The 25,489-nt window shown below is 59.7% G+C and carries 37 protein-coding genes; all 37 read left to right on the top strand.

Annotated features, from left to right (window positions below; all coding sequences use genetic code 11):
* Positions 1 to 191: 191 nt before the first annotated feature.
* Positions 192 to 1,568, top strand: coding sequence for an IS4 family transposase (locus OKW39_RS13465; RefSeq protein ID WP_090800641.1), 1,377 nt, complete (start codon positions 192 to 194; stop codon positions 1,566 to 1,568).
* A 125-nt stretch (positions 1,569 to 1,693) separates the two neighbouring features.
* Positions 1,694 to 3,541, top strand: a complete 1,848-nt coding sequence (gene recQ, locus OKW39_RS13470) for a DNA helicase RecQ (RefSeq protein WP_429335413.1) — start codon at positions 1,694 to 1,696, stop codon at positions 3,539 to 3,541.
* A gap of 218 nt (positions 3,542 to 3,759) precedes the next feature.
* Positions 3,760 to 4,140: a 30S ribosomal protein S12 gene (gene rpsL / locus OKW39_RS13475; protein WP_006053290.1), complete on the top strand. Its 381-nt coding sequence runs from the start codon at positions 3,760 to 3,762 to the stop codon at positions 4,138 to 4,140.
* 181 nt (positions 4,141 to 4,321) lie between these two features.
* Positions 4,322 to 4,792: a 30S ribosomal protein S7 gene (gene rpsG, locus OKW39_RS13480; RefSeq protein WP_006053291.1), complete on the top strand. Its 471-nt coding sequence runs from the start codon at positions 4,322 to 4,324 to the stop codon at positions 4,790 to 4,792.
* 131 nt (positions 4,793 to 4,923) lie between these two features.
* A complete protein-coding gene (fusA, locus tag OKW39_RS13485) occupies positions 4,924 to 7,026 on the top strand; it encodes an elongation factor G (protein ID WP_090802169.1) in 2,103 nt (700 codons plus the stop codon).
* Positions 7,027 to 7,074: 48 nt separating this feature from the next.
* Positions 7,075 to 8,265, top strand: coding sequence for an elongation factor Tu (gene tuf, locus OKW39_RS13490; protein WP_429562869.1), 1,191 nt, complete (start codon positions 7,075 to 7,077; stop codon positions 8,263 to 8,265).
* 127 nt (positions 8,266 to 8,392) lie between these two features.
* Entirely contained in the window at positions 8,393 to 8,704 is a 312-nt protein-coding gene (gene rpsJ, locus OKW39_RS13495) for a 30S ribosomal protein S10 (RefSeq protein ID WP_006998489.1), read from the top strand.
* A gap of 201 nt (positions 8,705 to 8,905) precedes the next feature.
* The gene (gene rplC / locus OKW39_RS13500) at positions 8,906 to 9,565 is read left to right on the top strand and encodes a 50S ribosomal protein L3 (protein WP_090805499.1); all 660 of its coding nucleotides are present in this window, start codon (positions 8,906 to 8,908) and stop codon (positions 9,563 to 9,565) included.
* A complete protein-coding gene (gene rplD, locus OKW39_RS13505; protein WP_090802165.1) occupies positions 9,565 to 10,185 on the top strand; it encodes a 50S ribosomal protein L4 in 621 nt (206 codons plus the stop codon). Before rplC ends, rplD begins: the two co-directional genes overlap by 1 nt.
* Positions 10,182 to 10,496, top strand: a complete 315-nt coding sequence (gene rplW / locus OKW39_RS13510; RefSeq protein ID WP_008923345.1) for a 50S ribosomal protein L23 — start codon at positions 10,182 to 10,184, stop codon at positions 10,494 to 10,496. Before rplD ends, rplW begins: the two co-directional genes overlap by 4 nt.
* A gap of 2 nt (positions 10,497 to 10,498) precedes the next feature.
* A complete protein-coding gene (gene rplB, locus OKW39_RS13515; RefSeq protein WP_018420149.1) occupies positions 10,499 to 11,326 on the top strand; it encodes a 50S ribosomal protein L2 in 828 nt (275 codons plus the stop codon).
* 10 nt (positions 11,327 to 11,336) lie between these two features.
* Positions 11,337 to 11,612, top strand: coding sequence for a 30S ribosomal protein S19 (gene rpsS / locus OKW39_RS13520; RefSeq protein ID WP_006998484.1), 276 nt, complete (start codon positions 11,337 to 11,339; stop codon positions 11,610 to 11,612).
* A 12-nt stretch (positions 11,613 to 11,624) separates the two neighbouring features.
* Positions 11,625 to 11,954, top strand: coding sequence for a 50S ribosomal protein L22 (gene rplV, locus OKW39_RS13525; protein WP_004199272.1), 330 nt, complete (start codon positions 11,625 to 11,627; stop codon positions 11,952 to 11,954).
* An 11-nt stretch (positions 11,955 to 11,965) separates the two neighbouring features.
* Complete coding sequence (rpsC, locus tag OKW39_RS13530) at positions 11,966 to 12,763, top strand: 30S ribosomal protein S3 (RefSeq protein ID WP_074766158.1); 798 nt, start codon at positions 11,966 to 11,968, stop codon at positions 12,761 to 12,763.
* A gap of 2 nt (positions 12,764 to 12,765) precedes the next feature.
* Entirely contained in the window at positions 12,766 to 13,182 is a 417-nt protein-coding gene (gene rplP / locus OKW39_RS13535) for a 50S ribosomal protein L16 (protein ID WP_008923342.1), read from the top strand.
* A 10-nt stretch (positions 13,183 to 13,192) separates the two neighbouring features.
* On the top strand, positions 13,193 to 13,387 hold the full coding sequence (gene rpmC, locus OKW39_RS13540; RefSeq protein ID WP_007180130.1) for a 50S ribosomal protein L29: 195 nt from the start codon (positions 13,193 to 13,195) through the stop codon (positions 13,385 to 13,387).
* A complete protein-coding gene (rpsQ, locus tag OKW39_RS13545) occupies positions 13,384 to 13,656 on the top strand; it encodes a 30S ribosomal protein S17 (RefSeq protein ID WP_007180129.1) in 273 nt (90 codons plus the stop codon). The genes rpmC and rpsQ overlap by 4 nt, the downstream gene beginning before the upstream one ends.
* 290 nt (positions 13,657 to 13,946) lie before the next feature.
* On the top strand, positions 13,947 to 14,315 hold the full coding sequence (gene rplN, locus OKW39_RS13550) for a 50S ribosomal protein L14 (RefSeq protein WP_006998478.1): 369 nt from the start codon (positions 13,947 to 13,949) through the stop codon (positions 14,313 to 14,315).
* A 9-nt stretch (positions 14,316 to 14,324) separates the two neighbouring features.
* Positions 14,325 to 14,633 (top strand): 50S ribosomal protein L24, encoded by a 309-nt coding sequence (gene rplX, locus OKW39_RS13555; RefSeq protein ID WP_008923340.1) that lies wholly within the window; start codon positions 14,325 to 14,327, stop codon positions 14,631 to 14,633.
* 16 nt (positions 14,634 to 14,649) lie between these two features.
* Positions 14,650 to 15,189 (top strand): 50S ribosomal protein L5, encoded by a 540-nt coding sequence (gene rplE / locus OKW39_RS13560; protein ID WP_090802163.1) that lies wholly within the window; start codon positions 14,650 to 14,652, stop codon positions 15,187 to 15,189.
* A gap of 7 nt (positions 15,190 to 15,196) precedes the next feature.
* Entirely contained in the window at positions 15,197 to 15,502 is a 306-nt protein-coding gene (gene rpsN, locus OKW39_RS13565; protein ID WP_090802162.1) for a 30S ribosomal protein S14, read from the top strand.
* A gap of 14 nt (positions 15,503 to 15,516) precedes the next feature.
* The gene (rpsH, locus tag OKW39_RS13570) at positions 15,517 to 15,912 is read left to right on the top strand and encodes a 30S ribosomal protein S8 (protein WP_006052216.1); all 396 of its coding nucleotides are present in this window, start codon (positions 15,517 to 15,519) and stop codon (positions 15,910 to 15,912) included.
* Between the two features lie 18 nt (positions 15,913 to 15,930).
* On the top strand, positions 15,931 to 16,461 hold the full coding sequence (gene rplF, locus OKW39_RS13575; protein WP_090802160.1) for a 50S ribosomal protein L6: 531 nt from the start codon (positions 15,931 to 15,933) through the stop codon (positions 16,459 to 16,461).
* A 12-nt stretch (positions 16,462 to 16,473) separates the two neighbouring features.
* Entirely contained in the window at positions 16,474 to 16,839 is a 366-nt protein-coding gene (gene rplR / locus OKW39_RS13580; protein WP_134169729.1) for a 50S ribosomal protein L18, read from the top strand.
* Positions 16,840 to 16,853: 14 nt separating this feature from the next.
* Positions 16,854 to 17,372 (top strand): 30S ribosomal protein S5, encoded by a 519-nt coding sequence (gene rpsE, locus OKW39_RS13585; RefSeq protein WP_075303262.1) that lies wholly within the window; start codon positions 16,854 to 16,856, stop codon positions 17,370 to 17,372.
* Between the two features lie 11 nt (positions 17,373 to 17,383).
* Positions 17,384 to 17,566 (top strand): 50S ribosomal protein L30, encoded by a 183-nt coding sequence (gene rpmD, locus OKW39_RS13590; RefSeq protein WP_008923335.1) that lies wholly within the window; start codon positions 17,384 to 17,386, stop codon positions 17,564 to 17,566.
* Between the two features lie 29 nt (positions 17,567 to 17,595).
* Entirely contained in the window at positions 17,596 to 18,030 is a 435-nt protein-coding gene (rplO, locus tag OKW39_RS13595; protein WP_018420156.1) for a 50S ribosomal protein L15, read from the top strand.
* 46 nt (positions 18,031 to 18,076) lie between these two features.
* Positions 18,077 to 19,423 (top strand): preprotein translocase subunit SecY, encoded by a 1,347-nt coding sequence (gene secY / locus OKW39_RS13600; RefSeq protein WP_090802158.1) that lies wholly within the window; start codon positions 18,077 to 18,079, stop codon positions 19,421 to 19,423.
* 8 nt (positions 19,424 to 19,431) lie between these two features.
* Entirely contained in the window at positions 19,432 to 19,650 is a 219-nt protein-coding gene (infA, locus tag OKW39_RS13605) for a translation initiation factor IF-1 (RefSeq protein ID WP_004521905.1), read from the top strand.
* Between the two features lie 20 nt (positions 19,651 to 19,670).
* Positions 19,671 to 19,787, top strand: a complete 117-nt coding sequence (gene rpmJ / locus OKW39_RS13610) for a 50S ribosomal protein L36 (RefSeq protein WP_004199844.1) — start codon at positions 19,671 to 19,673, stop codon at positions 19,785 to 19,787.
* 41 nt (positions 19,788 to 19,828) lie between these two features.
* A complete protein-coding gene (rpsM, locus tag OKW39_RS13615) occupies positions 19,829 to 20,194 on the top strand; it encodes a 30S ribosomal protein S13 (protein WP_013589830.1) in 366 nt (121 codons plus the stop codon).
* A gap of 28 nt (positions 20,195 to 20,222) precedes the next feature.
* On the top strand, positions 20,223 to 20,627 hold the full coding sequence (rpsK, locus tag OKW39_RS13620) for a 30S ribosomal protein S11 (RefSeq protein WP_006052224.1): 405 nt from the start codon (positions 20,223 to 20,225) through the stop codon (positions 20,625 to 20,627).
* A gap of 148 nt (positions 20,628 to 20,775) precedes the next feature.
* On the top strand, positions 20,776 to 21,399 hold the full coding sequence (gene rpsD, locus OKW39_RS13625; protein WP_090802157.1) for a 30S ribosomal protein S4: 624 nt from the start codon (positions 20,776 to 20,778) through the stop codon (positions 21,397 to 21,399).
* 124 nt (positions 21,400 to 21,523) lie between these two features.
* Positions 21,524 to 22,501 (top strand): DNA-directed RNA polymerase subunit alpha, encoded by a 978-nt coding sequence (locus tag OKW39_RS13630; protein ID WP_007730697.1) that lies wholly within the window; start codon positions 21,524 to 21,526, stop codon positions 22,499 to 22,501.
* 191 nt (positions 22,502 to 22,692) lie between these two features.
* Positions 22,693 to 23,085: a 50S ribosomal protein L17 gene (gene rplQ / locus OKW39_RS13635; protein WP_013090750.1), complete on the top strand. Its 393-nt coding sequence runs from the start codon at positions 22,693 to 22,695 to the stop codon at positions 23,083 to 23,085.
* Between the two features lie 189 nt (positions 23,086 to 23,274).
* Complete coding sequence (gene cutA / locus OKW39_RS13640; protein WP_429335412.1) at positions 23,275 to 23,607, top strand: divalent-cation tolerance protein CutA; 333 nt, start codon at positions 23,275 to 23,277, stop codon at positions 23,605 to 23,607.
* Complete coding sequence (gene dsbD / locus OKW39_RS13645; RefSeq protein WP_429562870.1) at positions 23,600 to 25,480, top strand: protein-disulfide reductase DsbD; 1,881 nt, start codon at positions 23,600 to 23,602, stop codon at positions 25,478 to 25,480. Before cutA ends, dsbD begins: the two co-directional genes overlap by 8 nt.
* Positions 25,481 to 25,489: the final 9 nt, after the last annotated feature.

A 25,489-nucleotide genomic window follows, 5' to 3' on the forward strand; every position in this document is an offset into this window, starting at 1 on the left:
TTTTTTGCTCTTTTTGCGCGTGCATGGGTGCCAAGTGCCGGAGCAGTCCTAGGCCGAATGGCACTTACTTAAGCCTACATGGAGGAGAAGACGCGGGTAAGTGCTTGAAGAGAAAGGGAGGGGGCTGATCCAGGGATTGATACGATGGTTGTTACCAGGCAAACACCGTCTCATTCCAAAGATCAGCCCCCATGGATCGTAATGCACGAAGTCATCACAGGCAAACACGAAGCAGGGTTCAAAGCCGGGCGTGCAGGGCCCAGGCGGTAGACTACTTCAACATACTGACGAGCCCGGGGCTGTTGGGCATAACGGAAGCGTATTTGCCAGAACATCGGGAACGGCTGTATCCGCCGACGGTGACACTGTCGATGTTCATGCGCCAGGCGCTGGAAGAGGACGCCTCCTGTCAGAAGGCAGTCAACGGGTGGGCGGCGCAGCGAGCTGCCGACGGGCTGCGGCCCATGAGTGTGCGTACGGGAGGCTACTGCCGCGCTCGCCAGAGACTGCCGCTGACGATGGTGCGGGAGTTGGCGCGCGAGACGGGGCGCCAACTGCATGAGCAGGCCGAGCCTGCCTGGAAGTGGCGCGGGCGCCCGGTCAAGCTGGTTGACGGCACCGGGATCTCGATGCCCGATACGCCGTCGAACCAGGCCCGTTTCCCGCAGTCCAGTGCTCAGGCCGAAGGAGTGGGCTTTCCATTGGCCTATCTGGTTGCGGTGATCTGTCTGGCAAGCGGCGCAGTACTGGAGTCGGCGGTCGGAACTTACGCGGGCAAAGGCAGCGGGGAGCTGACGGCGTTTCGCATGCTGCAAGGCACGTTTCGCAAAGGTGACGTGATCGTCGCCGATGCCTTGTACTGCCACTACTTTCTGATGGCCTCAATGATCGCCGCCGGGGTGGACGTCGTGATGGAACAGCATGGGGCACGCCGCACCGACTTTCGGCGAGGCCGGTCCCTGGGCACGCGCGATCACATTGTGACGTGGCCCAAACCCCGGCAGCGTCCCGACTGGATGACGCATGAGCAGTACCAGGCCTTCCCCGATGAACTGATGGTGCGCGAGTCCAGGCTGCATCACCGGGTGCTGGTCACCACGATGCTTGATGCACGCAAGACCAGCAAACAGGACCTCTCGCAGTTGTACGCCAGGCGCTGGAACGTGGAACTGGATCTACGTAACATCAAGACGACGATGGGCATGGATGTGCTGCATTGCCAGACTGCCCACATGAACGAAAAGGAGATCTGGGTCCATCTGCTGGCCTACAACGTGATTCGGCTGCTGATGGCTCAGGCCGCCAGTCACCATGCCACTGACCCGAGAACACTGAGTTTCAAACACACGGTGCAGTTATGGACTGAATGGCTGGCCAGAGGTCTGACGGCAACTCACAACCAGAGTCTCCTGTTCAACCTGATCACGCAGTCTTGCGTTGGGAGTCGCCCCGGTCGCATCGAACCACGAATGCGCAAACGAAGACCGAAGTCCTACCCATGGCTGAAAGAGCCTCGTCACATCGCACGTGAGCGCGTCCAAAAATATGGGCACGCTCCACGGGCTTAAGTAAGTGCCATTCGTCCTAGGCCCGATGGCTAACGTTGTCGCAAAGCGCGGGCGCGGCACGAATGGGTTGGTAAAATTCGTCTCACCGCCTGCGTGCCGTTCCTTTCGCCGTCTCTCTCAAATACATGTCCCGACCGCTCGAAATCCTCAATGAAGTCTTTGGTTATCCCGCGTTCAGAGGGCAGCAGGGCGAAATTGTCGAGCACGTCGCCGACGGTGGCGATTGCCTTGTGCTGATGCCGACGGGCGGCGGCAAATCGCTGTGCTATCAGATCCCGTCGCTGGTGCGGCGCGAACGCGGCTTTGGCACCGGCATCGTGGTGTCGCCACTGATCGCGCTGATGCAGGATCAGGTGGCCGCGCTGACCGAAGTCGGCGTGCGGGCCGCGTACCTGAACTCAACGTTGTCGAGCGCGGAGGCGGTGGCCACCGAGCGGGCGCTCCGCGACGGCGACATCGATCTGCTCTACGTCGCACCGGAGCGGCTGATGACGCCGCGCTTCCAGGAACTGCTCGAACGCACGCGCATCGGTCTTTTCGCGATCGACGAAGCGCACTGCGTGTCGCAATGGGGACACGATTTCCGGCCCGAATATATTCAGCTGTCGGTGCTGCACGAGCGCTTTCCGAATGTCCCGCGCATCGCGCTGACGGCGACCGCCGACGCGATCACACGCGACGAAATCATCCACCGTCTCGCGCTCGAAGACGCGCGCGTGTTCGTGTCGAGTTTCGATCGGCCGAACATCCGCTATCGCATCGCCGAAAAAGACAACGCGCGCACGCAACTGCTCGACTTCATCCGCGCCGAGCATACGAAAGCCGACGGTACGACCGACGCGGGCGTCGTTTATTGCCTGTCGCGCCGCAAGGTCGAGGAAACCGCGGAGTGGCTGAAGGAAAAGGGCATGCGCGCGCTGCCGTACCACGCCGGCATGGAGTTCGAGGTGCGCCAGAAACATCAGGAGATGTTCCAGCGCGAGGAAGGCATCGTGATGTGCGCGACGATTGCGTTCGGCATGGGCATCGACAAACCCGACGTGCGGTTCGTCGCGCATCTGGATTTGCCCAAGAGCGTGGAAGGGTACTACCAGGAGACCGGCCGCGCGGGCCGCGACGGACTGCCGTCGAACGCGTGGATGGCCTACGGGCTCGGCGACGTCGTGCAGCAGCGCAAGATGATCGACGAATCCGAAGCAGACGACGCGCACAAGCGCGTCCAGACCGGCAAGCTCGACGCGCTGCTCGGTTTGTGCGAAACGGCGACTTGCCGGCGGGTGCGCCTGCTCGCGTACTTCGGCGAAACGAGCCAGCCGTGCGGCAACTGCGACAACTGCCTCGAGCCGCCGCCGACCTGGGATGCAACGCGCGAGGCTCAGATGGCGCTGTCGTGCGTGTTTCGCGCGCAGCGTGCGAGCGGCTTTCATTTCGGAGCCGGACACCTGATAGATATTTTGCGTGGCAACCGCAGCGAAAAAATCCTGCAGCGCGGCCACGAGAAGCTGACCACGTTCGGTATCGGCGCGGCGCTCGGTGAGCCGGAGTGGCGTGCGATCTTTCGCCAACTCGTCGCGTTCGGTTACCTGACGGTCGACCACGAGGGCTTCGGTTCGCTCGTGCTGACGGAGGCGAGCAAGCCGGTGCTCAAGGGCGAGCAGAAGGTGACGATGCGTCGCTACGTCAAGCCGACACGCACGCGTCAATCGTCGGGTCGTACGAGCGAGCGCGCCGATCCGACCATTGGCATGGGCCCTCGCGAGCGGGCCCGCTGGGAGCGCCTACGCATGTGGCGCACAGAAACCGCGAAGAGCGACGGAGTGCCGGCTTATGTGATTTTCCATGACGCGACGCTCGCGGAAATCGCCCGTCTCGGCCCCGATTCGATCGACGGTCTGCGCGGGATTCCGGGCATGGGGGCGCGTAAACTGGACCGTTTCGGCGACGAATTGCTGCACGTCGTAGCGGCAGACTGACGTCGTCTGGCTGTTGAGCCGGATTGACACGGGCGAAACACCGCAACCTGTTGACTCCCTTAGTATTTTCGGAATATTATGTTAGGTTCCGGTTCTTGGAATGCCTACGCGCAACTTCAGTTCGTGCGTGAGCGGGCCAGCCGGAAGTTCGATGCGCGGGCGTTTCCGCTTTGCCCGGAAACCGATGCGTCGATTTTGTTCAATTTCAGGAATAATCAATGCCAACCATCAATCAACTGGTTCGCAAAGGCCGCACGTCGGAAACGACGAAGAGCAAGAGCCCGGCTTTGCAGGACTGCCCCCAGCGTCGGGGCGTGTGCACCCGTGTGTACACCACGACGCCGAAGAAGCCGAACTCGGCACTCCGTAAGGTCGCCAAGGTTCGTCTGACGAACGGCTTCGAAGTCATTTCGTACATTGGTGGCGAAGGCCACAACCTGCAGGAACACTCGGTCGTGCTGATTCGCGGCGGCCGTGTGAAGGACTTGCCGGGTGTGCGTTACCACATGGTTCGCGGCTCGTTGGATACCCAGGGCGTCAAGGATCGTAAGCAGGCTCGCTCGAAGTACGGTGCGAAGCGTGCCAAGGCTGGCAAGTAATTTAGCCGGTCGATCGCAGTTTCAGGTCGCCTGCAAAGGCGGTAATAGCGATGGTGCCGGAATCGCCGGCGCTATCGAGTAAGTGGTCACCCGACCAGGCTGGTTAGTCTTACGGATGAATCGGGTTAGTTGGTGGCCGCGGGGCTGTAAACAGCTCCAACTGAAAAGTAAAGGAAGAAACATGCCGCGTCGTCGCGAAGTCCCCAAGCGGGAAGTGTTGCCGGATCCGAAGTTTGGCAACGTTGATGTAGCAAAATTCATGAACGTGCTGATGCTCTCCGGCAAGAAGTCGGTTGCCGAGCGTATCGTGTACGGCGCTTTCGAACAGATCCAGACCAAGGGTGGCAAGGACCCGCTGGAAGTGTTCACGGTGGCGCTCAACAACGTCAAGCCGGTGGTCGAAGTGAAGAGCCGCCGCGTTGGTGGTGCGAACTATCAGGTTCCGGTCGAAGTGCGCCCGTCGCGTCGTATGGCATTGGCGATGCGTTGGCTGCGTGAAGCCGCGAAGAAGCGCAGCGAGAAGTCGATGGCCCTGCGTCTGGCAGGTGAGCTCTCCGAAGCGGCCGAAGGCCGTGGCGGCGCGATGAAGAAGCGCGACGAAGTTCACCGGATGGCAGAAGCCAACAAGGCGTTCTCGCACTTCCGTTTCTAAGCTTCCCCACCCCGGGATTAGCTGAAAACGGAAAGAAATTCCGGGCGGGTGCGCTTCAAAGGCGCCTCGCCCGTTTGTGTTACAGCGCGATGGGCATCTCTCGCATCGCGTCATCCCAATAGAGGATCAAAGTGGCTCGCAAGACTCCTATCGAGCGCTACCGTAACATCGGTATTAGCGCTCACATCGACGCCGGCAAAACGACGACGACCGAGCGCATTCTGTTCTACACGGGCGTGAACCACAAGATTGGTGAAGTTCACGACGGCGCTGCCACCATGGACTGGATGGAGCAGGAACAGGAGCGCGGCATCACGATTACTTCCGCTGCTACCACGGCATTCTGGAAGGGCATGGCGGGCGACCGCGCCGAACACCGCATCAACATCATCGACACCCCGGGTCACGTCGACTTCACGATTGAAGTCGAGCGCTCGATGCGCGTGCTCGACGGCGCGTGCATGGTGTACTGCGCTGTGGGCGGCGTGCAGCCCCAGTCGGAAACCGTGTGGCGTCAGGCTAACAAGTACAAGGTTCCCCGTCTCGCGTTCATCAACAAGATGGACCGTACCGGCGCGAACTTCTTCAAGGTCTACGACCAGCTCAAGCTGCGTCTGAAGGCAAACCCGGTTCCGGTCGTCGTGCCTATCGGCGCGGAAGAGAACTTCACGGGCGTCGTCGATCTGATGAAGATGAAGGCGATCATTTGGGACGACGCGTCGCAAGGCACCAAGTTCTCGTACGAAGACATCCCGGCAGAGCTCGTCGACACATGCAACGAATGGCGTGAAAAGATGGTCGAAGCCGCGGCGGAAGCGAACGAAGACATGATGAACAAGTACCTCGAGTCGGGTGAGCTGACCGAAGAGGAAATCATCAAGGGTCTGCGCGACCGTACGATCGCTTGCGAAATCCAGCCGATGCTGTGCGGCACCGCGTTCAAGAACAAGGGTGTGCAGCGCATGCTGGACGCCGTGCTTGACTTCCTGCCGTCGCCGATCGACATCCCGCCGGTTACCGGCGAGCTGGAAAACGGTGAAAAGGGTGAGCGCCGCGCTGCTGACGACGAAAAGTTCTCGGCACTGGCATTCAAGATCATGACCGACCCGTTCGTCGGCCAACTGATCTTCTTCCGTGTCTACTCTGGCGTTGTGAATTCGGGCGACACCCTGCTGAACGCGACCAAGGACAAGAAGGAACGTCTGGGCCGTATTCTGCAGATGCACGCGAACCAGCGTGAAGAAATCAAGGAAGTGCGCGCAGGCGACATCGCCGCTGCGGTCGGCCTGAAGGACGCGACCACGGGCGACACGCTGTGCGATCCGACGAGCCCGATCGTGCTCGAGCGCATGGTTTTCCCGGAACCCGTGATTTCGCAGGCTGTTGAGCCGAAGACGAAGCCGGACCAGGAAAAGATGGGTCTGGCCCTGAACCGTCTGGCGCAGGAAGATCCGTCGTTCCGCGTTCAAACGGACGAAGAATCGGGTCAAACCATTATTTCGGGCATGGGCGAGCTCCACTTGGAAATTCTGGTCGACCGGATGAAGCGTGAGTTCGGCGTCGAAGCAACGGTTGGCAAGCCGCAGGTGGCTTACCGCGAAACGATTCGCGGCAAGGCGGAAGACGTTGACGGCAAGTTCGTCAAGCAGTCGGGTGGTCGCGGCCAGTACGGCCACGCGGTCATCACGCTCGAGCCGAACGAGCAAGGCAAGGGCTACGAGTTCCTGGACGAGATCAAGGGCGGTGTGATTCCGCGTGAATACATCCCGGCAGTCGACAAGGGTATCCAGGAAACGCTGAAGGCCGGCGTGCTGGCGGGCTTCCCGGTCGTGGACGTGAAGGTTCACCTGACGTTCGGTTCCTACCACGATGTCGACTCGAACGAAAACGCGTTCCGCATGGCCGGTTCGATGGCGTTCAAGGAAGCGATGCGCAAGGCACAGCCGGTCATTCTCGAACCGATGATGGCTGTCGAAGTCGAAACGCCGGAAGACTACATGGGCAACGTGATGGGCGACCTCTCTGGCCGTCGCGGTATTGTTCAGGGCATGGATGACATGGTTGGCGGCGGCAAGATCGTTCGCGCCGAAGTGCCGCTGTCGGAAATGTTCGGCTACTCGACGTCTCTGCGTTCGCTGACGCAAGGCCGTGCAACGTACACGATGGAGTTCAAGCACTATGCTGAAGCTCCGCGTAACGTGTCGGAAGCGATCATCAACGCGAAGTCGAAGTAATCGCGCGGCAAAGTCATTCAACGATTAACTTTCTGAAAGAAGAGAAACATGGCTAAAGGTAAATTCGAGCGGACCAAGCCGCACGTGAACGTGGGCACGATCGGTCACGTTGACCACGGCAAGACCACGCTGACGGCAGCGATCACGACGGTCCTGACGCAGAAGTTTGGCGGCGAAGCGAAGGCGTACGACCAGATCGACGCGGCGCCGGAAGAAAAGGCGCGTGGCATTACCATCAACACCGCGCACGTCGAGTACGAAACGGCTAACCGCCACTACGCACACGTCGACTGCCCGGGCCACGCAGACTACGTGAAGAACATGATCACGGGCGCGGCGCAGATGGACGGCGCAATCCTGGTGTGCTCGGCTGCCGACGGCCCGATGCCGCAAACGCGTGAGCACATCCTGCTGGCGCGTCAGGTTGGCGTTCCGTACATCATCGTGTTCCTGAACAAGTGCGACATGGTGGACGACTCCGAGCTGCTGGAGCTCGTCGAGATGGAAGTTCGCGAACTTCTGTCGAAGTACGACTTCCCGGGCGACGAGACGCCGATCATCAAGGGTTCGGCCAAGCTGGCGCTGGAAGGCGACAAGGGCGAGCTGGGCGAGGTGGCGATCATGAACCTGGCCGATGCGCTGGACACGTACATCCCGACGCCGGAGCGCGCGGTTGACGGTGCGTTCCTGATGCCGGTGGAAGACGTGTTCTCGATCTCGGGTCGCGGCACGGTGGTGACGGGTCGCGTCGAGCGCGGCGTGATCAAGGTTGGCGAGGAAATCGAGATCGTCGGTATCCGCGCAACGGCCAAGACGACCTGCACGGGCGTGGAAATGTTCCGCAAGCTGCTCGACCAGGGTCAGGCAGGCGACAACGTTGGTATCCTGCTGCGCGGCACGAAGCGTGAAGACGTGGAGCGTGGTCAGGTTCTGGCCAAGCCGGGTTCGATCAACCCGCACACGCACTTCACGGCTGAAGTGTACGTGCTGAGCAAGGACGAAGGCGGCCGTCACACGCCGTTCTTCAACAACTACCGTCCGCAGTTCTACTTCCGTACGACGGACGTGACGGGCTCGATCGAGCTGCCGAAGGACAAGGAAATGGTGATGCCGGGCGACAACGTGTCGATCACGGTGAAACTGATCAACCCGATCGCGATGGAAGAAGGTCTGCGCTTCGCAATTCGCGAAGGTGGCCGTACGGTCGGCGCTGGTGTCGTCGCCAAGATCATCGAGTAAAATCGACGATTGCTGTAGCAGTTTGTAGCGCCCGGGCTCGGGCACTCGCTTTGCGCGAGCGTCCGAGCCTACGTTCTTTTTCTAATCGGCGGTGCAATATCGCCTCGCTCTTTTCAAGGAATTTGTCATGCAGAACCAGAAAATTCGCATTCGCCTGAAGGCTTTCGACTATCGCCTGATCGACCAATCGGCAGCTGAAATCGTCGATACGGCAAAGCGGACCGGCGCGATTGTTCGTGGTCCCGTACCCCTGCCGACCCGCATTCAACGCTTCGACATCCTGCGTTCGCCGCACGTCAACAAGACGTCGCGTGACCAGCTCGAAATCCGCACCCACCAGCGTCTGATGGACATCGTTGACCCGACGGACAAGACCGTCGACGCGCTCATGAAGCTGGATCTCCCGGCTGGCGTGGACGTTGAAATCAAGCTGCAGTAAGGCTTCCAGCCCTTGCCCGGCCACCCGGGCAACGCTAAGTCATTGATTGCTTGCGGAAAACGAAAAGGCTCGCTATACTATTGAGCTTTTGGCGCATTTGCGTAAAAAAGTCGGCGTCCTGCAGCATGGTTTCATGCCCGAAGCGGTGCCGGCATTTTGTAAATTAGCCCCGACCAATCGCAGTCGGGAATGGAGAAAACGATGAGCCTTGGACTCGTAGGTCGCAAGGTTGGCATGACCCGTATCTTCACGGCTGAAGGGGATTCAATTCCCGTCACCGTGCTGGACGTGTCCGACAACCGCGTGACGCAGATCAAGACTGTTGAAACCGACGGCTACACGGCCGTGCAGGTTGCCTTCGGTACGCGCCGTGCATCCCGCGTGACGAAGCCGTTGGCAGGTCATCTCGCCAAAGCCGGTGTTCAAGCCGGTGAAATCCTCAAAGAATTCCAGATCGATGCCGCTAAGGCTGCCGAACTGTCGAGCGGCGCCGTGGTTGGTCCCGAGCTGTTCGAAGTGGGCCAGAAGGTCGACGTGCAAGGCGTGTCGATCGGTAAAGGCTACGCCGGTACCATCAAGCGTTATAACTTCTCGTCTGGCCGTGCATCCCACGGTAACTCGCGCTCGCACAATGTGCCGGGCTCGATCGGTATGGCGCAGGATCCGGGTCGTGTTTTCCCGGGTAAGCGCATGACCGGTCACATGGGTGATGAGAAGGTAACGGTGCAAAACCTCGAAATCGCTCGTATCGATGCTGACCGCAAGCTGCTGCTGGTCAAGGGCGCCGTTCCGGGTGCGAAGGGTGGCAAGGTATTCGTTACGCCGGCCGTGAAGACGCGTGCCGTGAAAGGAGCGAAATAATGGAACTTAAGCTCCTGAATGCCAATGGTCAGGAAAGTGCAGGCGTTAGCGCGTCGGACGTCGTGTTCGGCCGCGACTACAACGAAGCCCTGATTCACCAGGTGGTGGTTGCGTACCAGGCGAATGCCCGTAGCGGCAACCGCGCGCAGAAGGATCGTGAGCAGGTCAAACACACGACCAAGAAGCCGTGGCGCCAGAAGGGTACGGGCCGCGCCCGTGCCGGTATGTCGTCGAGCCCGCTGTGGCGCGGCGGTGGCCGTATTTTCCCGAATTCGCCGGAAGAAAACTTTTCGCACAAGGTCAACAAGAAGATGCATCGTGCAGGTCTCTGCTCGATCTTCTCGCAGTTGGCCCGCGAAGGCCGCATCTCAGTGGTCGACGAGTTGACGCTCGAAGCGCCGAAGACGAAGCTGCTGGCCGAAAAATTCAAGGCGATGGGTCTCGATTCCGTGCTGGTGATTACCGACACGGTTGACGAAAACCTGTACCTCGCGTCGCGCAACCTCGCCCATGTGGCGGTTGTGGAGCCGCGTTACGCCGACCCGCTGTCGCTGATCTACTTCAAGAAGATCCTGATCACGAAGGCTGCGGTCGCCCAGATCGAGGAGTTGCTGTCATGAGCGAGATTCGCAAGAACGATCATCGTTTGATGCAGGTCCTGCTCGCGCCGGTGGTCTCCGAAAAGGCGACGCTGGTGGCCGACAAGAACGAACAGGTTGTGTTCGAAGTCGCGCCGGATGCCACGAAGCAGGAAGTGAAAGCTGCAGTCGAGCTGCTGTTCAAGGTGGAAGTCGATTCCGTCAACGTGCTGGTCGCGAAGGGCAAAGCCAAGCGCTTTGGTCGCTTCATGGGCAAGCGCAAGGACGTGAAGAAGGCGTACGTCTGCCTGAAGCCCGGCCAGGAAATCAACTTTGAAGCGGAGGCCAAGTAATCATGGCAATCGTGAAAGTTAAGCCGACTTCGCCGGGTCGCCGCGCGATGGTCAAGGTGGTCAACAAGGAACTGCACAAGGGCAAGCCGTTCGCAGCGCTGCTCGACACGCAGTCGTCGACCGCCGGCCGTAACAACAACGGTCACATCACCACGCGTCACAAGGGTGGTGGTCACAAGCATCACTATCGTGTCGTCGACTTCCGTCGCACGAAGGATGGTATTCCCGCAAAGGTCGAGCGTCTCGAGTACGACCCGAACCGTAGCGCGAACATCGCGCTGGTTCTGTACGCAGACGGCGAGCGCCGCTACATCATCGCTCCGAAGGGTATTACCGTCGGTCAACAGCTGATGTCGGGTTCGGAGGCGCCGATCCGCGCAGGTAACACGCTGCCGATCCGCAACATCCCGGTCGGTACGACGATTCACTGCATCGAAATGCTGCCGGGCAAGGGCGCCCAAATGGCGCGTTCGGCGGGTACGTCGGCGATGCTGCTGGCTCGCGAAGGCATCTACGCGCAGGTTCGTCTGCGTTCGGGCGAAATCCGCCGCGTTCACGTTGAATGCCGCGCAACGATCGGTGAAGTAGGCAACGAAGAGCATAGCCTCCGTCAAATCGGTAAGGCTGGTGCGAACCGCTGGCGCGGTATCCGCCCGACGGTGCGTGGCGTTGCAATGAACCCGGTCGACCACCCGCACGGTGGTGGCGAGGGCAAGACTGCGGCAGGCCGCGATCCGGTGAGCCCGTGGGGCACGCCGACGAAGGGCTATCGCACCCGCAGCAACAAGCGCACGACGAGCATGATCGTTCAGCGCCGTCACAAGCGTTAAGGAGTAGGCAATGGCACGTTCTATTAAGAAAGGTCCGTTCTGCGACGCCCATTTGCTGAAGAAGGTTGAGGCGGCTGCAGCATCGCGTGACAAGAAACCGATCAAGACCTGGTCGCGTCGCTCGACGATCCTGCCGGACTTCATCGGCCTGACGATCGCCGTTCACAACGGCCGTCAACACGTTCCGGTGTATGTCACGGAAAACATGGTCGGCCACAAGCTTGGCGAGTTCGCACTGACCCGTACGTTCAAGGGACACGCGGCCGACAAGAAGGCCAAGAAATAAGGGGCAGTCAAGATGGAAGTGAAAGCAATTCATCGCGGTGCCCGCATCTCGGCGCAGAAAACGCGCCTTGTGGCTGACCAGATCCGCGGTTTGCCGGTCGACAAGGCGCTGAACGTTCTGACGTTCTCGCCGAAGAAGGCTGCGGGGATCGTGAAAAAGGTCGTGCTGTCGGCGATCGCGAATGCGGAGCACAATGAAGGCGCCGATATCGACGAGCTCAAGATCAAGAGCATCTATGTCGACAAGGCAGCATCGCTGAAGCGTTTCACCGCGCGCGCTAAAGGCCGCGGTAACCGCATCGAGAAGCAATCCTGTCACATCACTGTGACGGTCGGGAATTAAGGGGTCATACGATGGGACAGAAAATTCATCCGACTGGCTTCCGTTTGGCCGTCAGCCGCAATTGGGCTTCGCGTTGGTACGCGAACAACAACAATTTCGCGGCGATGTTGCAGGAAGACATCGGTGTTCGTGAATACCTGAAGAAGAAGCTGAAGAACGCGTCCGTCGGCCGCGTTGTGATCGAGCGTCCTGCAAAGAACGCGCGTATCACGATTTTCAGCTCGCGTCCGGGTGTCGTGATCGGCAAGAAGGGTGAAGACATCGAACTGCTGAAGTCCGAGCTGCAAAAGCGCATGGGCGTTCCTGTTCACGTCAACATCGAAGAAATCCGCAAGCCGGAAACGGACGCGCAACTGATCGCTGATTCGATCACGCAACAGCTCGAGCGCCGGATCATGTTCCGCCGCGCGATGAAGCGTGCGATGCAGAACGCGATGCGTCTGGGTGCTCAAGGCATCAAGATCATGAGCGCTGGCCGTCTGAACGGTATCGAAATCGCCCGTACGGAATGGTATCGCGAAGGTCGCGTGCCGCTTCATACGCTGCGTGCGGATATCGACTACGCAACGTCGGAAGCAAAGACGACGTACGGCATCATCGGCGTGAAGGTGTGGGTCTACAAGGGCGACACGCTCGGCCGCAACGACGCACCGGTGGTCGAAGAAGTCGCCGAAGAAAAGCGTCCGCGCCGCAACGCACGTCCGGGTGGCGATCGCCGTCCGCGTCGTGATGGTGAAGGTGGTGGCCCGGCAGGTGCACGCCGTGGCGCTCCCCGACGTGCCGGCGGCGACGGGAAGACTGGAGAATAACGATGCTGCAACCGAAACGCAGAAAGTATCGCAAAGAGCAGAAAGGTCGTAACACCGGCGTTGCTACCCGCGGCAACGCGGTGTCGTTCGGTGAGTTCGGCCTGAAGGCTGTCGGTCGTGGCCGTCTGACCGCGCGCCAGATTGAAGCGGCGCGTCGTGCAATGACGCGTCACATCAAACGCGGTGGCCGCATCTGGATCCGGATCTTCCCGGACAAGCCGATCTCGACCAAGCCGGCGGAAGTGCGTATGGGTAACGGTAAGGGTAACCCGGAGTACTACGTCGCTGAGATTCAACCGGGCAAGATGCTGTACGAAATGGACGGCGTAACCGAAGAACTGGCGCGCGAAGCGTTCCGTCTGGCTGCAGCGAAGCTGCCGCTGAAGACGACGTTTATCGTGCGTCAGCTCGGCGCCTAAGGAGCAAATGATGAAGGCTTCCGAACTTCACCAGAAAGATCAGGCCGCGCTCAACAAGGAGCTGTCGGACCTGTTGAAGGCGCAATTCGGCCTGCGCATGCAACTCGCGACCCAGCAGCTCACGAACACGAGCCAGCTGAAGAAGGTCCGTCGCGACATCGCGCGTGTGCGGACCGTCCTGACTGAGAAGGCGAACCAGAAATGAACGATAGCGTAAAAACCTCGCTCAAGCGGACGCTGGTCGGCAAGGTCGTCAGCAACAAGATGGACAAGACGGTTACCGTGCTGGTCGAGCACCGCGTGAAGCACCCGATCTACGGCAAGTACGTCGTGCGGTCGAAGAAGTACCACGCGCATGACGACGCGAACACGTACAACGAGGGCGACCTCGTTGAAATCCAGGAAACTCGTCCGATTTCGAAGACGAAGGCTTGGGTTGTGGCTCGCCTGGTCGAGGCTGCTCGCGTCATCTAATGTCGCAAAGCTGTAGAAGTAGTTGAAATCGCAGTAAGTTTCGCTTGCAAGACCGAGATTATTTGATATAATCTCGGTCTTCCCTCTTTATGGGAGCCCCGTCGCGGGCGAAGTTGGTGGGGGAAGCGGTTCGGGCGCCAGCCTAGACCGAAGGATTCACCGGATTGCGATGGCGGGTTTCGTTTGCCGTCGCTGCTGTTCTAACCCAAGCAGCCGATCGGCTGACGGGACCAAGACTGACCGGGAAGCGCCATGGTGGTGTGACCGGATTAAGTTGGGAAAGATAAACCATGATCCAGACCGAAACTCGGCTTGAAGTGGCCGACAACACGGGTGCACGTGAAGTCATGTGCATCAAGGTGCTCGGCGGCTCGAAGCGTCGTTATGCCAGCATTGGCGACATCATCAAGGTGACTGTCAAAGAGGCAACGCCGCGCGGGCGCGTGAAGAAAGGCGAAATCTACAACGCCGTGGTGGTTCGCACCGCCAAGGGCGTGCGTCGTCAGGACGGCTCGCTGATCAAGTTCGACGGCAACGCGGCTGTGTTGCTCAACACCAAGCTCGAACCGATCGGTACCCGTATTTTTGGGCCTGTCACGCGCGAGTTGCGTAGCGAACGATTCATGAAGATCGTTTCGCTGGCGCCTGAAGTGCTGTAAGGAGTCGCGATGAACAAGATTCGCAAGGGTGACGAAGTTATCGTCATCACCGGCAAAGATAAGGGCAAGCGTGGCGTGGTGCTGGCCGTTCACGGCGAGACCGTGACTGTCGAGGGCATCAACCTCGTCAAGAAGCACGTCAAGCCGAACCCGATGAAGGGTACGACGGGCGGCGTGGAAGCCAAGACGATGCCGCTGCAAATTTCGAACGTCGCATTGGTGGACGCGAATGGCAAGCCATCGCGTGTAGGCATCAAGGTCGAAGGGGACAAGAAGGTCCGTTTCCTGAAGACGACCGGTGCCGTACTGAGCGCCTGACGCTGCGGAGTAAAAAATGGCTCGTTTGCAAGAGTTTTACAAAGAGAAGGTTGTACCCGGCCTCATCGAGAAGTTCGGTTACAAGTCCGTGATGGAAGTGCCGCGCATCACCAAGATCACCCTGAACATGGGCCTTGGCGAAGCCGTCGCTGACAAGAAGATCATCGAAAACGCCGTTGGCGATCTGACGAAGATCGCGGGCCAGAAGCCGGTGATCACGAAGGCACGCAAGGCAATCGCTGGCTTCAAGATCCGTCAGGGCTATCCGATCGGTGCAATGGTCACGCTGCGTGGCCAGGCAATGTACGAATTCCTGGACCGTTTCGTGACGGTTGCGCTCCCCCGTGTGCGCGACTTCCGTGGCGTGTCGGGCAAGGCGTTCGATGGTCGCGGCAACTACAACGTCGGTGTGAAAGAGCAGATCATTTTCCCCGAAATCGACTACGACAAGATCGACGCACTGCGTGGGCTGAACATCAGCATCACGACGACTGCGAAGACTGACGACGAAGCAAAGGCTCTGCTCGCCAGCTTCAAGTTCCCGTTCAGAAACTGAGGTTACCGTGGCTAAACTGGCACTGATCGAACGTGAAAAGAAGCGTGCTCGCCTCGCCGCCAAGTATGCTCCCAAGCGTGCAGCATTGAAGGCAATCATTGGCGATACGAGCAAGTCGGAAGAAGAGCATTACGCAGCACGCCTGGAACTGCAGCAACTGCCGCGAAACTCTAATCCGACCCGTAAGCGCAACCGTTGCGCAATTACCGGTCGTCCGCGCGGCACGTTCCGTAAATTCGGGCTGGCGCGTAACAAGATTCGCGAAATCGCGTTCCGCGGCGAGATCCCTGGCCTGACCAAGGCGAGCTGGTAATAGGAGAAACATAAATGAGCATGAGTGATCCTATCGCCGATATGCTGACTCGCATCCGCAATGCGCAGATGGTCGAGAAGGTTTCGGTGACTATGCCCTCGTCGAAAGTCAAGGTTGCGATTGCGCAGGTCCTGAAGGACGAAGGTTATATCGACGATTTCGCAGTGAAGTCCGAAGGTGCGAAGTCGGAATTGAACATCGTGTTGAAGTATTACGCTGGCCGTCCGGTCATCGAGCGCATTGAACGCGTCTCGAAGCCTGGTCTGCGTGTGTACCGCGGCCGTAACGACATCCCCGTGGTCATGAATGGCCTGGGCGTGGCAATCGTGTCGACGCCGAAGGGCGTGATGACGGACCGCAAGGCACGTGCAACGGGCGTTGGCGGCGAAGTCATCTGCTATGTCGCTTAAGGCCGAAAGGAGAGAAACATGTCTCGAGTAGGTAAGAGCCCAATCGCGCTGCAAGGCGCGGAAGTGGCCCTGAGCGCCGACAGCATTACTGTCAAGGGTCCGCTGGGTACAATTTCGCAGGCTGCCAACAGCCTCGTGAAGGTAGTGAACGACAGCGGCACGCTGAAGTTCGAACCGGTCGATGAAAGCCGCGAGGCGAATGCGATGTCGGGCACGATGCGCGCGCTGGTTGCGAACATGGTGCACGGCGTGACGAAGGGTTTCGAGCGCAAGCTGACGCTGGTTGGCGTCGGTTATCGCGCACAAGCGCAAGGCGACAAGCTGAACCTGTCGCTGGGTTTCTCGCACCCGGTGGTGCACCAGATGCCGGTTGGCGTCAAGGCAGAAACCCCGTCGCAAACCGAAATCGTGATCAAGGGGATCAACAAGCAACAAGTCGGTCAAGTCGCTGCAGAAGTGCGCGGCTACCGTCCGCCGGAGCCCTACAAGGGCAAGGGCGTGCGTTACGCCGATGAGGTTGTGATCCTCAAAGAAACGAAGAAGAAGTAAGGGTGCGCAATCATGGATAAGACTCAATCTCGCCTGCGCCGCGCTCGTCAGACGCGTATCAAGATCGCTGAGCTGCAGGTCGCGCGTCTCGCCGTGCATCGCACGAACACGCACATCTATGCGCAAGTGTTCTCGCCGTGCGGCACCAAGGTGCTCGCTAGCGCGTCGACGCTCGAAGCCGAAGTGCGTGCGCAACTGGCCGATCAATCGGGAAAGGGCGGCAACGTTGCTGCTGCCACCCTGATCGGCAAGCGCATTGCAGAAAAGGCTAAGGCTGTCGGCATCGAATCCGTCGCCTTCGACCGTTCGGGTTTCCGTTACCACGGCCGCGTGAAAGCGCTGGCTGACGCGGCGCGCGAAGCCGGACTCAAGTTCTAAGGGAAGAATTCGTCATGGCAAAGATGCAAGCTAAAGTTCAGGCTGACGAACGCGACGACGGCCTTCGTGAAAAAATGATCGCGGTTAACCGCGTGACCAAGGTCGTGAAGGGTGGCCGTATTCTCGGCTTCGCTGCACTGACCGTGGTTGGCGACGGTGATGGCCGCGTCGGTATGGGCAAGGGCAAGGCGAAGGAAGTGCCGGTCGCTGTCCAGAAGGCGATGGAACAGGCTCGCCGCAACATGTTCAAGGTGCCGTTGAAGAACGGTACCTTGCAACACGAAGTGCACGGTAAGCACGGCGCATCGACGGTCCTCCTCGCTCCGGCGAAAGACGGTACCGGCGTGATCGCGGGCGGCCCGATGCGCGCCGTGTTCGACGTGATGGGCGTGCAGAACGTTGTGGCCAAGAGCCACGGCTCGACGAACCCGTACAACCTCGTTCGTGCGACGCTCGATGGCCTGCGCAAGCAGTCCACGCCGGCCGACATCGCTGCGAAGCGTGGCAAGTCCGTCGAAGAAATTCTGGGCTAAAGGTGGACACCATGTCTGATAAAACTGTCAAGGTCCAGCTCGTCAAGAGCCTGATCGGCACCCGTGAATCGCACCGTGCAACGGTGCGTGGCTTGGGCCTGCGCCGACTCAACTCGGTTAGCGAGTTGCAGGATACGCCGGCTGTGCGCGGCATGATCAACAAGGTTTCGTACCTCGTTAAGGTCATCAGCTAAGCGGCTGACCAGGACTCAAGGAGTTGATAATGGAATTGAATAACCTGAAGCCGGCCGAAGGCGCGAAGCACGCAAAGCGCCGCGTTGGTCGCGGCATCGGCTCCGGCCTCGGCAAGACCGCTGGCCGTGGTCACAAGGGTCAGAAGTCGCGTTCGGGCGGCTTTCACAAGGTCGGCTTTGAAGGCGGTCAAATGCCGCTGCAACGTCGCCTGCCGAAGCGTGGCTTCACCTCGCTGACGAAGGAATTCGTCGGTGAGGTACGTCTCTCGGATCTGGAGAAGCTGCCGGTCGACGAAATCGATCTGCTGGCTCTCAAGCAAGCCGGCCTCGTCGGCGAGCTGATCCGTAGCGCCAAGATCATTGCAACGGGCGAGCTCAAGCGCAAGGTCGTTGTGAAGGGTCTGGGTGCGACGAAGAGCGCACGTGCTGCTATCGAGGCAGCCGGTGGCTCTTTTGCCGAGTAACGCGCAAGTTAATTGCCGTCACTAGCACTTGCATCGGAGAAGGTACTTGGCTAACAGCCCGAGTCTCGCAAAACCCGGTCGCAGCGCGGCGAAGTTTGGCGATCTGCGCCGGCGAGCAGTGTTCCTGCTGCTGGCGCTAGTCGTCTACCGTATCGGCGCGCATATTCCGGTGCCGGGTATCGACCCGGACCAACTGGCGAAACTGTTCCAAAGCCAGTCGGGCGGCATCCTTGGCATGTTTAACATGTTCTCGGGTGGCGCACTTTCGCGGTTCACGATTTTCGCGCTGGGGATCATGCCGTACATTTCGGCGTCGATCATCATGCAGTTGCTGGCGATTGTTTCGCCGCAGCTCGAAGCGCTGAAAAAGGAAGGGCAGGCAGGTCAGCGAAAGATTACGCAGTACACGCGGATCTTCACGGTTGTGCTGGCGACGTTCCAGGCGTTCGGTATTGCCGTCGCTCTGGAAAATCAGCCGGGCCTCGTGATCGATCCGGGGATGGTTTTCCGCTTGACGACGGTCGTTACGCTGGTGACCGGCACGATGTTCCTGATGTGGCTGGGTGAGCAGATCACGGAGCGCGGGCTTGGCAACGGTATTTCGATCATCATATTCGGCGGTATTGCGGCGGGTTTCCCGAACGCAATCGGTGGTCTCTTTGAACTGGTGCGAACCGGCTCGATGAGCATCATCTCGGCGATTATCGTCGTCGCGCTGATTGCTGCTGTGACCTATGTGGTGGTGTTCATCGAACGCGGCCAGCGCAAGATACTTGTGAATTATGCGAAGCGGCAGGTGGGCAACAAGATTTACGGCGGCCAGTCTTCGCATTTGCCGCTGAAGCTGAATATGTCGGGGGTGATTCCGCCGATCTTCGCATCGTCGATCATTCTCTTCCCGGCAACTATCCTGAACTGGTTCAGTTCGGGTTCGCGTACCAGCTGGTTCGCAGACACGTTGCACAACGTTGCCGAAGCCCTGAAGCCCGGTCAACCGGTGTATGTGTTGCTGTACGCGTTGGCGATCGTCTTCTTCTGCTTCTTTTACACTGCACTGGTGTTTAACAGCAGGGAAACGGCCGACAACCTGAAAAAGAGCGGCGCTTTCGTCCCAGGTATCCGCCCGGGCGATCAGACGGCGCGATATATCGACCGCATCCTCACGCGTTTGACGCTTGCCGGTGCGATCTACATCGTGTTCGTTTGCCTGCTGCCTGAATTTCTGGTGCTACGCTGGAACGTGCCGTTTTATTTTGGTGGAACGTCGCTGCTGATCATTGTCGTCGTCACAATGGATTTCATGGCGCAGGTGCAGTCGTACGTTATGTCGCAACAGTATGAATCGCTGCTGAAGAAAGCTAATTTCAAAGGCGGCGGCGTCCCGATGCGTTGAAAGGACTTATGGCCAAAGACGATGTTATCCAGATGCAGGGCGAAGTAATCGAGAACCTGCCTAATGCTACCTTCAGGGTGAAGCTGGAAAACGGCCATGTCGTGTTGGGACACATATCCGGCAAAATGCGGATGCACTACATCCGGATCTTGCCGGGCGACAAGGTGACGGTTGAATTGACGCCTTACGATCTGTCGCGTGCGCGGATCGTGTTCCGGGCGAAGTGATTTGAAAAAAGGGTAATATCATGAAAGTGATGGCATCGGTTAAGCGCATTTGCCGCAATTGCAAGATCATCAAGCGCAAAGGCGTTGTGCGCGTGATTTGCAGTTCTGATCCGCGCCACAAACAGCGTCAAGGCTGAACGCCGCGCTTTTGCTTGCGCTTTTTGTTTGAGGAAAAACAATGGCTCGTATCGCAGGGGTTAACATCCCGAATCACCAGCATACTGAAATCGGCCTGACGGCTATTTACGGTGTCGGTCGCACGCGCTCGCGCGACATTTGCGTCGCTGCTGGTGTGGCATTTTCGAAGAAGGTCAAAGACCTGACTGACGCAGACCTCGAAAAGCTGCGTGAAGAAGTCGGCAAGTTCATCGTTGAAGGCGATCTGCGCCGTGAAACGACGATGAACATCAAGCGCCTGATGGATCTCGGCTGCTATCGTGGCGTGCGGCATCGTAAGGGTCTGCCCCTGCGCGGCCAGCGTACGCGTACGAATGCCCGTACGCGCAAGGGTCCGCGTCGTGCAGCGCAATCGCTGAAGAAGTAAGCGGAACTGACAGTTACAGGAAAACGTAATGGCTAAGGCTTCGAACAACTCCGCGGCGCAACGCGTTCGCAAGAAGGTCAAGAAGAACGTCGCCGAGGGCGTGGTTCACGTTCACGCGTCGTTCAACAACACCATCATCACGATCACCGACCGTCAAGGCAACGCGCTTGCCTGGGCAACGTCGGGCGGTCAGGGCTTCAAGGGTTCGCGTAAGTCGACTCCGTTTGCAGCTCAGGTCGCAGCTGAATCAGCTGGCCGCGTGGCGATGGAATACGGCGTGAAGAACCTCGAAGTGCGGATCAAGGGCCCCGGTCCTGGCCGGGAATCGGCGGTGCGCGCGCTGCATGGTCTTGGCATCAAGATCACCGCGATCTCCGACGTGACGCCGGTCCCGCATAACGGCTGCCGTCCGCCGAAGCGTCGTCGTATCTAAGACGCTGGTATTTCGAGCGCCTGTTGCCGCCTTGCGCGGTGGCGGGCTGCGCGTGTTATTTGAATTGACTAAGCCCACCGTTCGACTCAAAGGGTTCGGACTAGCGCGAGTGGAAGCATTCGCGTGACAAATCACAGAAGGAATTAACGTGGCACGTTATATCGGCCCCAAGGCCAAGCTGTCCCGCCGTGAAGGCACTGACCTCTTCCTGAAGAGCGCGCGCCGTTCGCTCGCTGACAAGTGCAAGCTTGACAGCAAGCCCGGCCAGCACGGCCGTACCTCGGGCGCACGTACGTCCGACTATGGCACTCAGCTGCGCGAGAAGCAAAAAGTAAAGCGTATCTACGGTGTCCTCGAGCGCCAGTTCCGTCGCTACTTCGCTGAAGCAGACCGCCTGAAGGGCAACACGGGTGAGAACCTGCTGAAACTGCTCGAATCGCGTCTGGACAACGTCGTGTATCGCATGGGCTTTGGCTCGACGCGCGCTGAAGCACGTCAGCTCGTTGGCCACAAGGCAATCACGGTGAACGGCGTCGTGACGAACATCCCGTCGATGCAAGTGAAGGCTGGGGACGTCGTCGCCGTGCGCGAACAGAAGCGCAAGCAGGCTCGCATCATTGAGGCGCTGTCGCTCGCTGAGCAAGGCGGCATGCCGAGCTGGGTCGCGGTCGACGCGAAGAAGTTCGAAGGTACCTTCAAGCAGAAGCCGGAACGCAGCGACATCGCTGGCGACATCAACGAAAGCCTGATCGTCGAATTGTATTCGCGGTAATCGGATTGATGGCCGGGGCGCCCTGATTGCGTTGCGCAAGGGGGCGTCTCGGCTGTTTATTTTCAGGTTGTTACCGGTCAGCCTTATCGGTGTAACGAGCCGAGGGTATTGAAAAGGAAAACCTATGCAAACCAGTTTGTTGAAGCCCAAGATTATTGCAGTTGAATCGCTTGGCGAAAGCCACGCGAAAGTGGTCATGGAGCCGTTTGAACGCGGTTATGGCCACACCTTGGGCAACGCGCTTCGGCGCGTGCTGTTGTCGTCGATGGTAGGCTATGCCCCGACCGAGGTGACGATTGCAGGCGTCGTGCACGAGTATTCGACGCTCGACGGTGTGCAAGAGGATGTGGTCAACCTGTTGTTGAACCTGAAGGGCGTCGTCTTCAAGCTGCATAATCGTGACGAAGTGACGGTTACGCTGCGGAAGGAAGGCGAAGGCGTGGTCACGGCCGGCGATATCGAACTCGCACACGATTGCGAAGTCATCAATCCCGATCACGTGATTGCGCATCTGTCGAAGGGTGGCAAGCTCGACGTGCAGATCAAGGTCGAAAAGGGCCGCGGCTATGTGCCGGGCAATGTGCGTCGTTACGGTGAAGAGTCGGCCAAGATCATCGGCCGGATCGTGCTGGACGCCTCGTTTTCGCCGGTTCGTCGCGTGAGCTACGCGGTCGAAAGCGCTCGCGTCGAGCAGCGCACCGACCTCGACAAGCTCGTGATGAACATCGAGACCAACGGTGTGATTTCGCCGGAAGAAGCGATCCGACAATCGGCGCGCATTCTGGTGGATCAGTTGTCGGTGTTCGCGGCGCTGGAAGGTACCGAAGCAGCGGCGGAAGCGCCGTCGCGCGCACCGCAGATCGATCCGATCCTGCTGCGTCCGGTCGACGATCTCGAACTGACGGTTCGTTCCGCGAACTGCCTGAAGGCCGAGAACATCTACTACATCGGCGACCTGATCCAGCGTACCGAGAACGAACTGCTCAAGACTCCGAATCTGGGTCGCAAGTCGCTGAACGAGATCAAGGAAGTTCTGGCATCGCGTGGGCTGACGCTCGGCATGAAGCTCGAAAACTGGCCGCCGGCTGGTCTCGACAAGTAAGCGGACAACTCGGTTGGGTGTGACCCGCGAATTGCACCGATGTACTGTACTGGCAAAGGCGCGGATTTTCCTTTAAAATCCGCGTCTTGTCTTTTGTCACTACCGGCCCGTGCGCTCACTGTTTGTAGGCGATGCTGCAGAACGAGTGCGATAGAAGAGCTGGACCAAAACTTTGAACTGAAGGAATTAACATGCGTCACCGTCATGGTCTGCGGAAACTGAACCGCACGAGCAGCCACCGTTTGGCAATGCTCCGTAACATGTCCAACTCGCTGATCGAGCACGAAGTCATCAAGACCACGCTGCCGAAGGCCAAGGAACTTCGTAAAGTCGTCGAGCCGCTGATCACGCTCGGCAAGAAGCCGTCGCTCGCAAACCGTCGTCTGGCGTTCAACCGCCTGCGCGATCGTGACTCGGTCACGAAGCTGTTCGACGTGCTCGGCCCGCGCTACGCAAACCGTCCGGGCGGCTACCTGCGCGTGCTGAAGTTCGGCTTCCGCGTTGGTGACAATGCGCCGATGGCACTGGTCGAACTGCTCGACCGTCCGGAAGTTGAAGAAACGGAAGTGCAAGAAGCTGAGTAAGCTTTCTGCTTCGACAAAAAGCCAGGCGCGTCGCCTGGCTTTTTTGTTTTCTGCGGCCGATTTTTCATTGATAGCGAAAGCCGCTTCGCTGTGACCAAATGTCGCGGCCGCACCGCGTGGCGCCCTGCAGGGCGACAGGGCCAGGTGATACGATATCGGGATCGAAATCCTGCGCCGCCGGAGCTTGGTGTGAGTGTGAATGTGACCTTGGTGCTGACAACGGTGCCGGATGCGGCCGGCGCTCAAAAGCTCGCAGCCGAAGCGCTCGCCGCTCGCCTTTGCGCGTGCGTCACCCAGCTAGGAAGCGTGCAGTCGAGCTATCACTGGCAGGGCGCGATCGAAACCGCGCAGGAAATCCAGCTGCTGTTCAAGACCAGCGCCGCTCGCGCGCTCGAACTGGAGCAATACATTCAGGCTCATCATCCCTACGGCACGCCGGAAATCCTCTCATGGCAAGCGACGGCCTCCGCCGCCTACGGCCAGTGGATCACTGCTGAAACCCAACGCCCTGTCCATGTTTAACGGTCTCGACCGGCGCGCGCGCGCTGCGCTGCGCACCGCATTCTTTCTGCTCGGCTGCGTGTTCCTCGCGCAAGTCGCCACGCTCGCGCGCGCTGCGGACGACTTCCTCGACCCGTCCGTCGCGTTCCGGTTCAGCGCGACCGAGGCCCCCGGCCAAGTCGTCGTCACCTACAAGATTGCGGACGGCTACTACATGTACCGCGAGCGCTTCGCGTTCGCGACCCGCAACGGCACGGCGACGCTTGGCGAGCCTGAACTGCCAGGCGGTCATGTGAAGTTCGATCAGACATTCAACAAGAATGTCGAGACGTATCGCAACGAGCTGACGATTCGTATTCCGGTCAAGCAGGCTGCCGGACCGTTCGATCTTGCGGTGACGTCGCAGGGCTGCGCCGACGCGGGCATCTGCTACCCCCCGATGGAGCGCGTGTACCACGTGAGCAGCGAGGCGCTGCAGCTGGCTGGCAGCGGGACGGCGACCCCAACCGCGCAACAATCCGCCGCCGCTGACGACGAACCCTGGTACGAACGCGCCACCAGCGCCGATTACGCGCAGTCGCTGCTGCAGCGTGGCGGTTTTTTTGCGATCGTCGGGCTTTATTTCGTTGCCGGCGCCATTCTGAGCTTGCTGCCGTGCTCGTATCCGATGATTCCGATTCTGTCGGCGATCATCATCGGTGAGGGAGCGCGCGTCACGCGCAGGCGTGGCTTCGCGCTGTCGCTCGCGTATGTAGTCGGGATGGCGCTCGTGTACACGGTGCTGGGTGTCGTGGCGGCACTCGTCGGGCAGAGTCTCGGCGCATGGCTGCAGAACCCGTGGGTGCTCGGCGCGTTCGGCGGGCTTCTGACGATTTTCGCGCTGCTGCTGATCGCCGGTGTGGATCTCGAACTGCCGCCGCGCTGGCGCGATCGCATGTCGAGCGGGTCAGCGCGACGCTCGGGTGGCAAATTTACCGCGGTCGCCGTGATGGGCGCGCTGTCGGCGCTGGTGGTCGGCGCCTGCATGACCGCGCCGCTTTTTGCGGTGCTCGCGTTCATCGCGCATACCGGCAACGCCGTGCTCGGTGGCGCGGCGCTGTTCTCGATGGGCATCGGGCTCGGGCTGCCGCTGCTGATCATTGGCCTCGGCGCGGGTACACTGCTGCCGCGCGCGGGCAAGTGGATGGACAGCGTAAAAGTGTTCTTTGGCGTCGTTCTGCTGGCCGCGGCGCTGTGGATTGTTTGGCCGGTGCTCGGCGGGGCGGCGTCGATGCTGTTGAGCGCCCTCTGGCTGCTGATCGCCGCGGTTGCGCTCGGCCTGTTTTCCAAGTCGGTTGCGGGCGCCTCGATATGGCACCGGCTTGGGCGGGCGGTCGGCGTCGTGATGGCGGTTTGGGCAGCCGCGCTTCTAGTTGGCCTCGCGGCGGGATCGTTGGATCCGCTGCGACCGCTGGCGGTGCTCGCGGCTCGCGTCGGCAATCAGGCGAGCATCGCGAAGGATGGCTCCAGCGCGGCCGCGCCGGCGCCGCAAAGCGATTTGACGTTCGCGCCGGTACGTTCATCGGATCAGCTCGACCAGGCCGTCAAAACGGCGGCGCAGCCAGCCATGCTCGATTTTTACGCGGACTGGTGCGTGAGCTGCAAGGAGATGGAGAAATTCACCTTCAGCGACCCGCGCGTTCAGGCGAAGCTGAAGCAGATGAATCTGCTGCGCGCCGACGTCACTGCGAACAATACCGACGACCAGGCGCTGCTCAAGCGCTTCAATCTGTTCGGGCCGCCGGGGATTATTTTTTTCGATCAGGGTGGCAAGGAAGTGTTGCGGGAGGTCGGCTACGAATCGGCGGACAAATTCCTGCGCACACTGGATCGGGCGAGTGCATCGGGGGTGTAATCGAAGGCC

Source organism: Paraburkholderia sp. MM6662-R1 (assembly GCF_050436245.1).
GTDB classification, from domain to species: domain Bacteria; phylum Pseudomonadota; class Gammaproteobacteria; order Burkholderiales; family Burkholderiaceae; genus Paraburkholderia; species Paraburkholderia tuberum.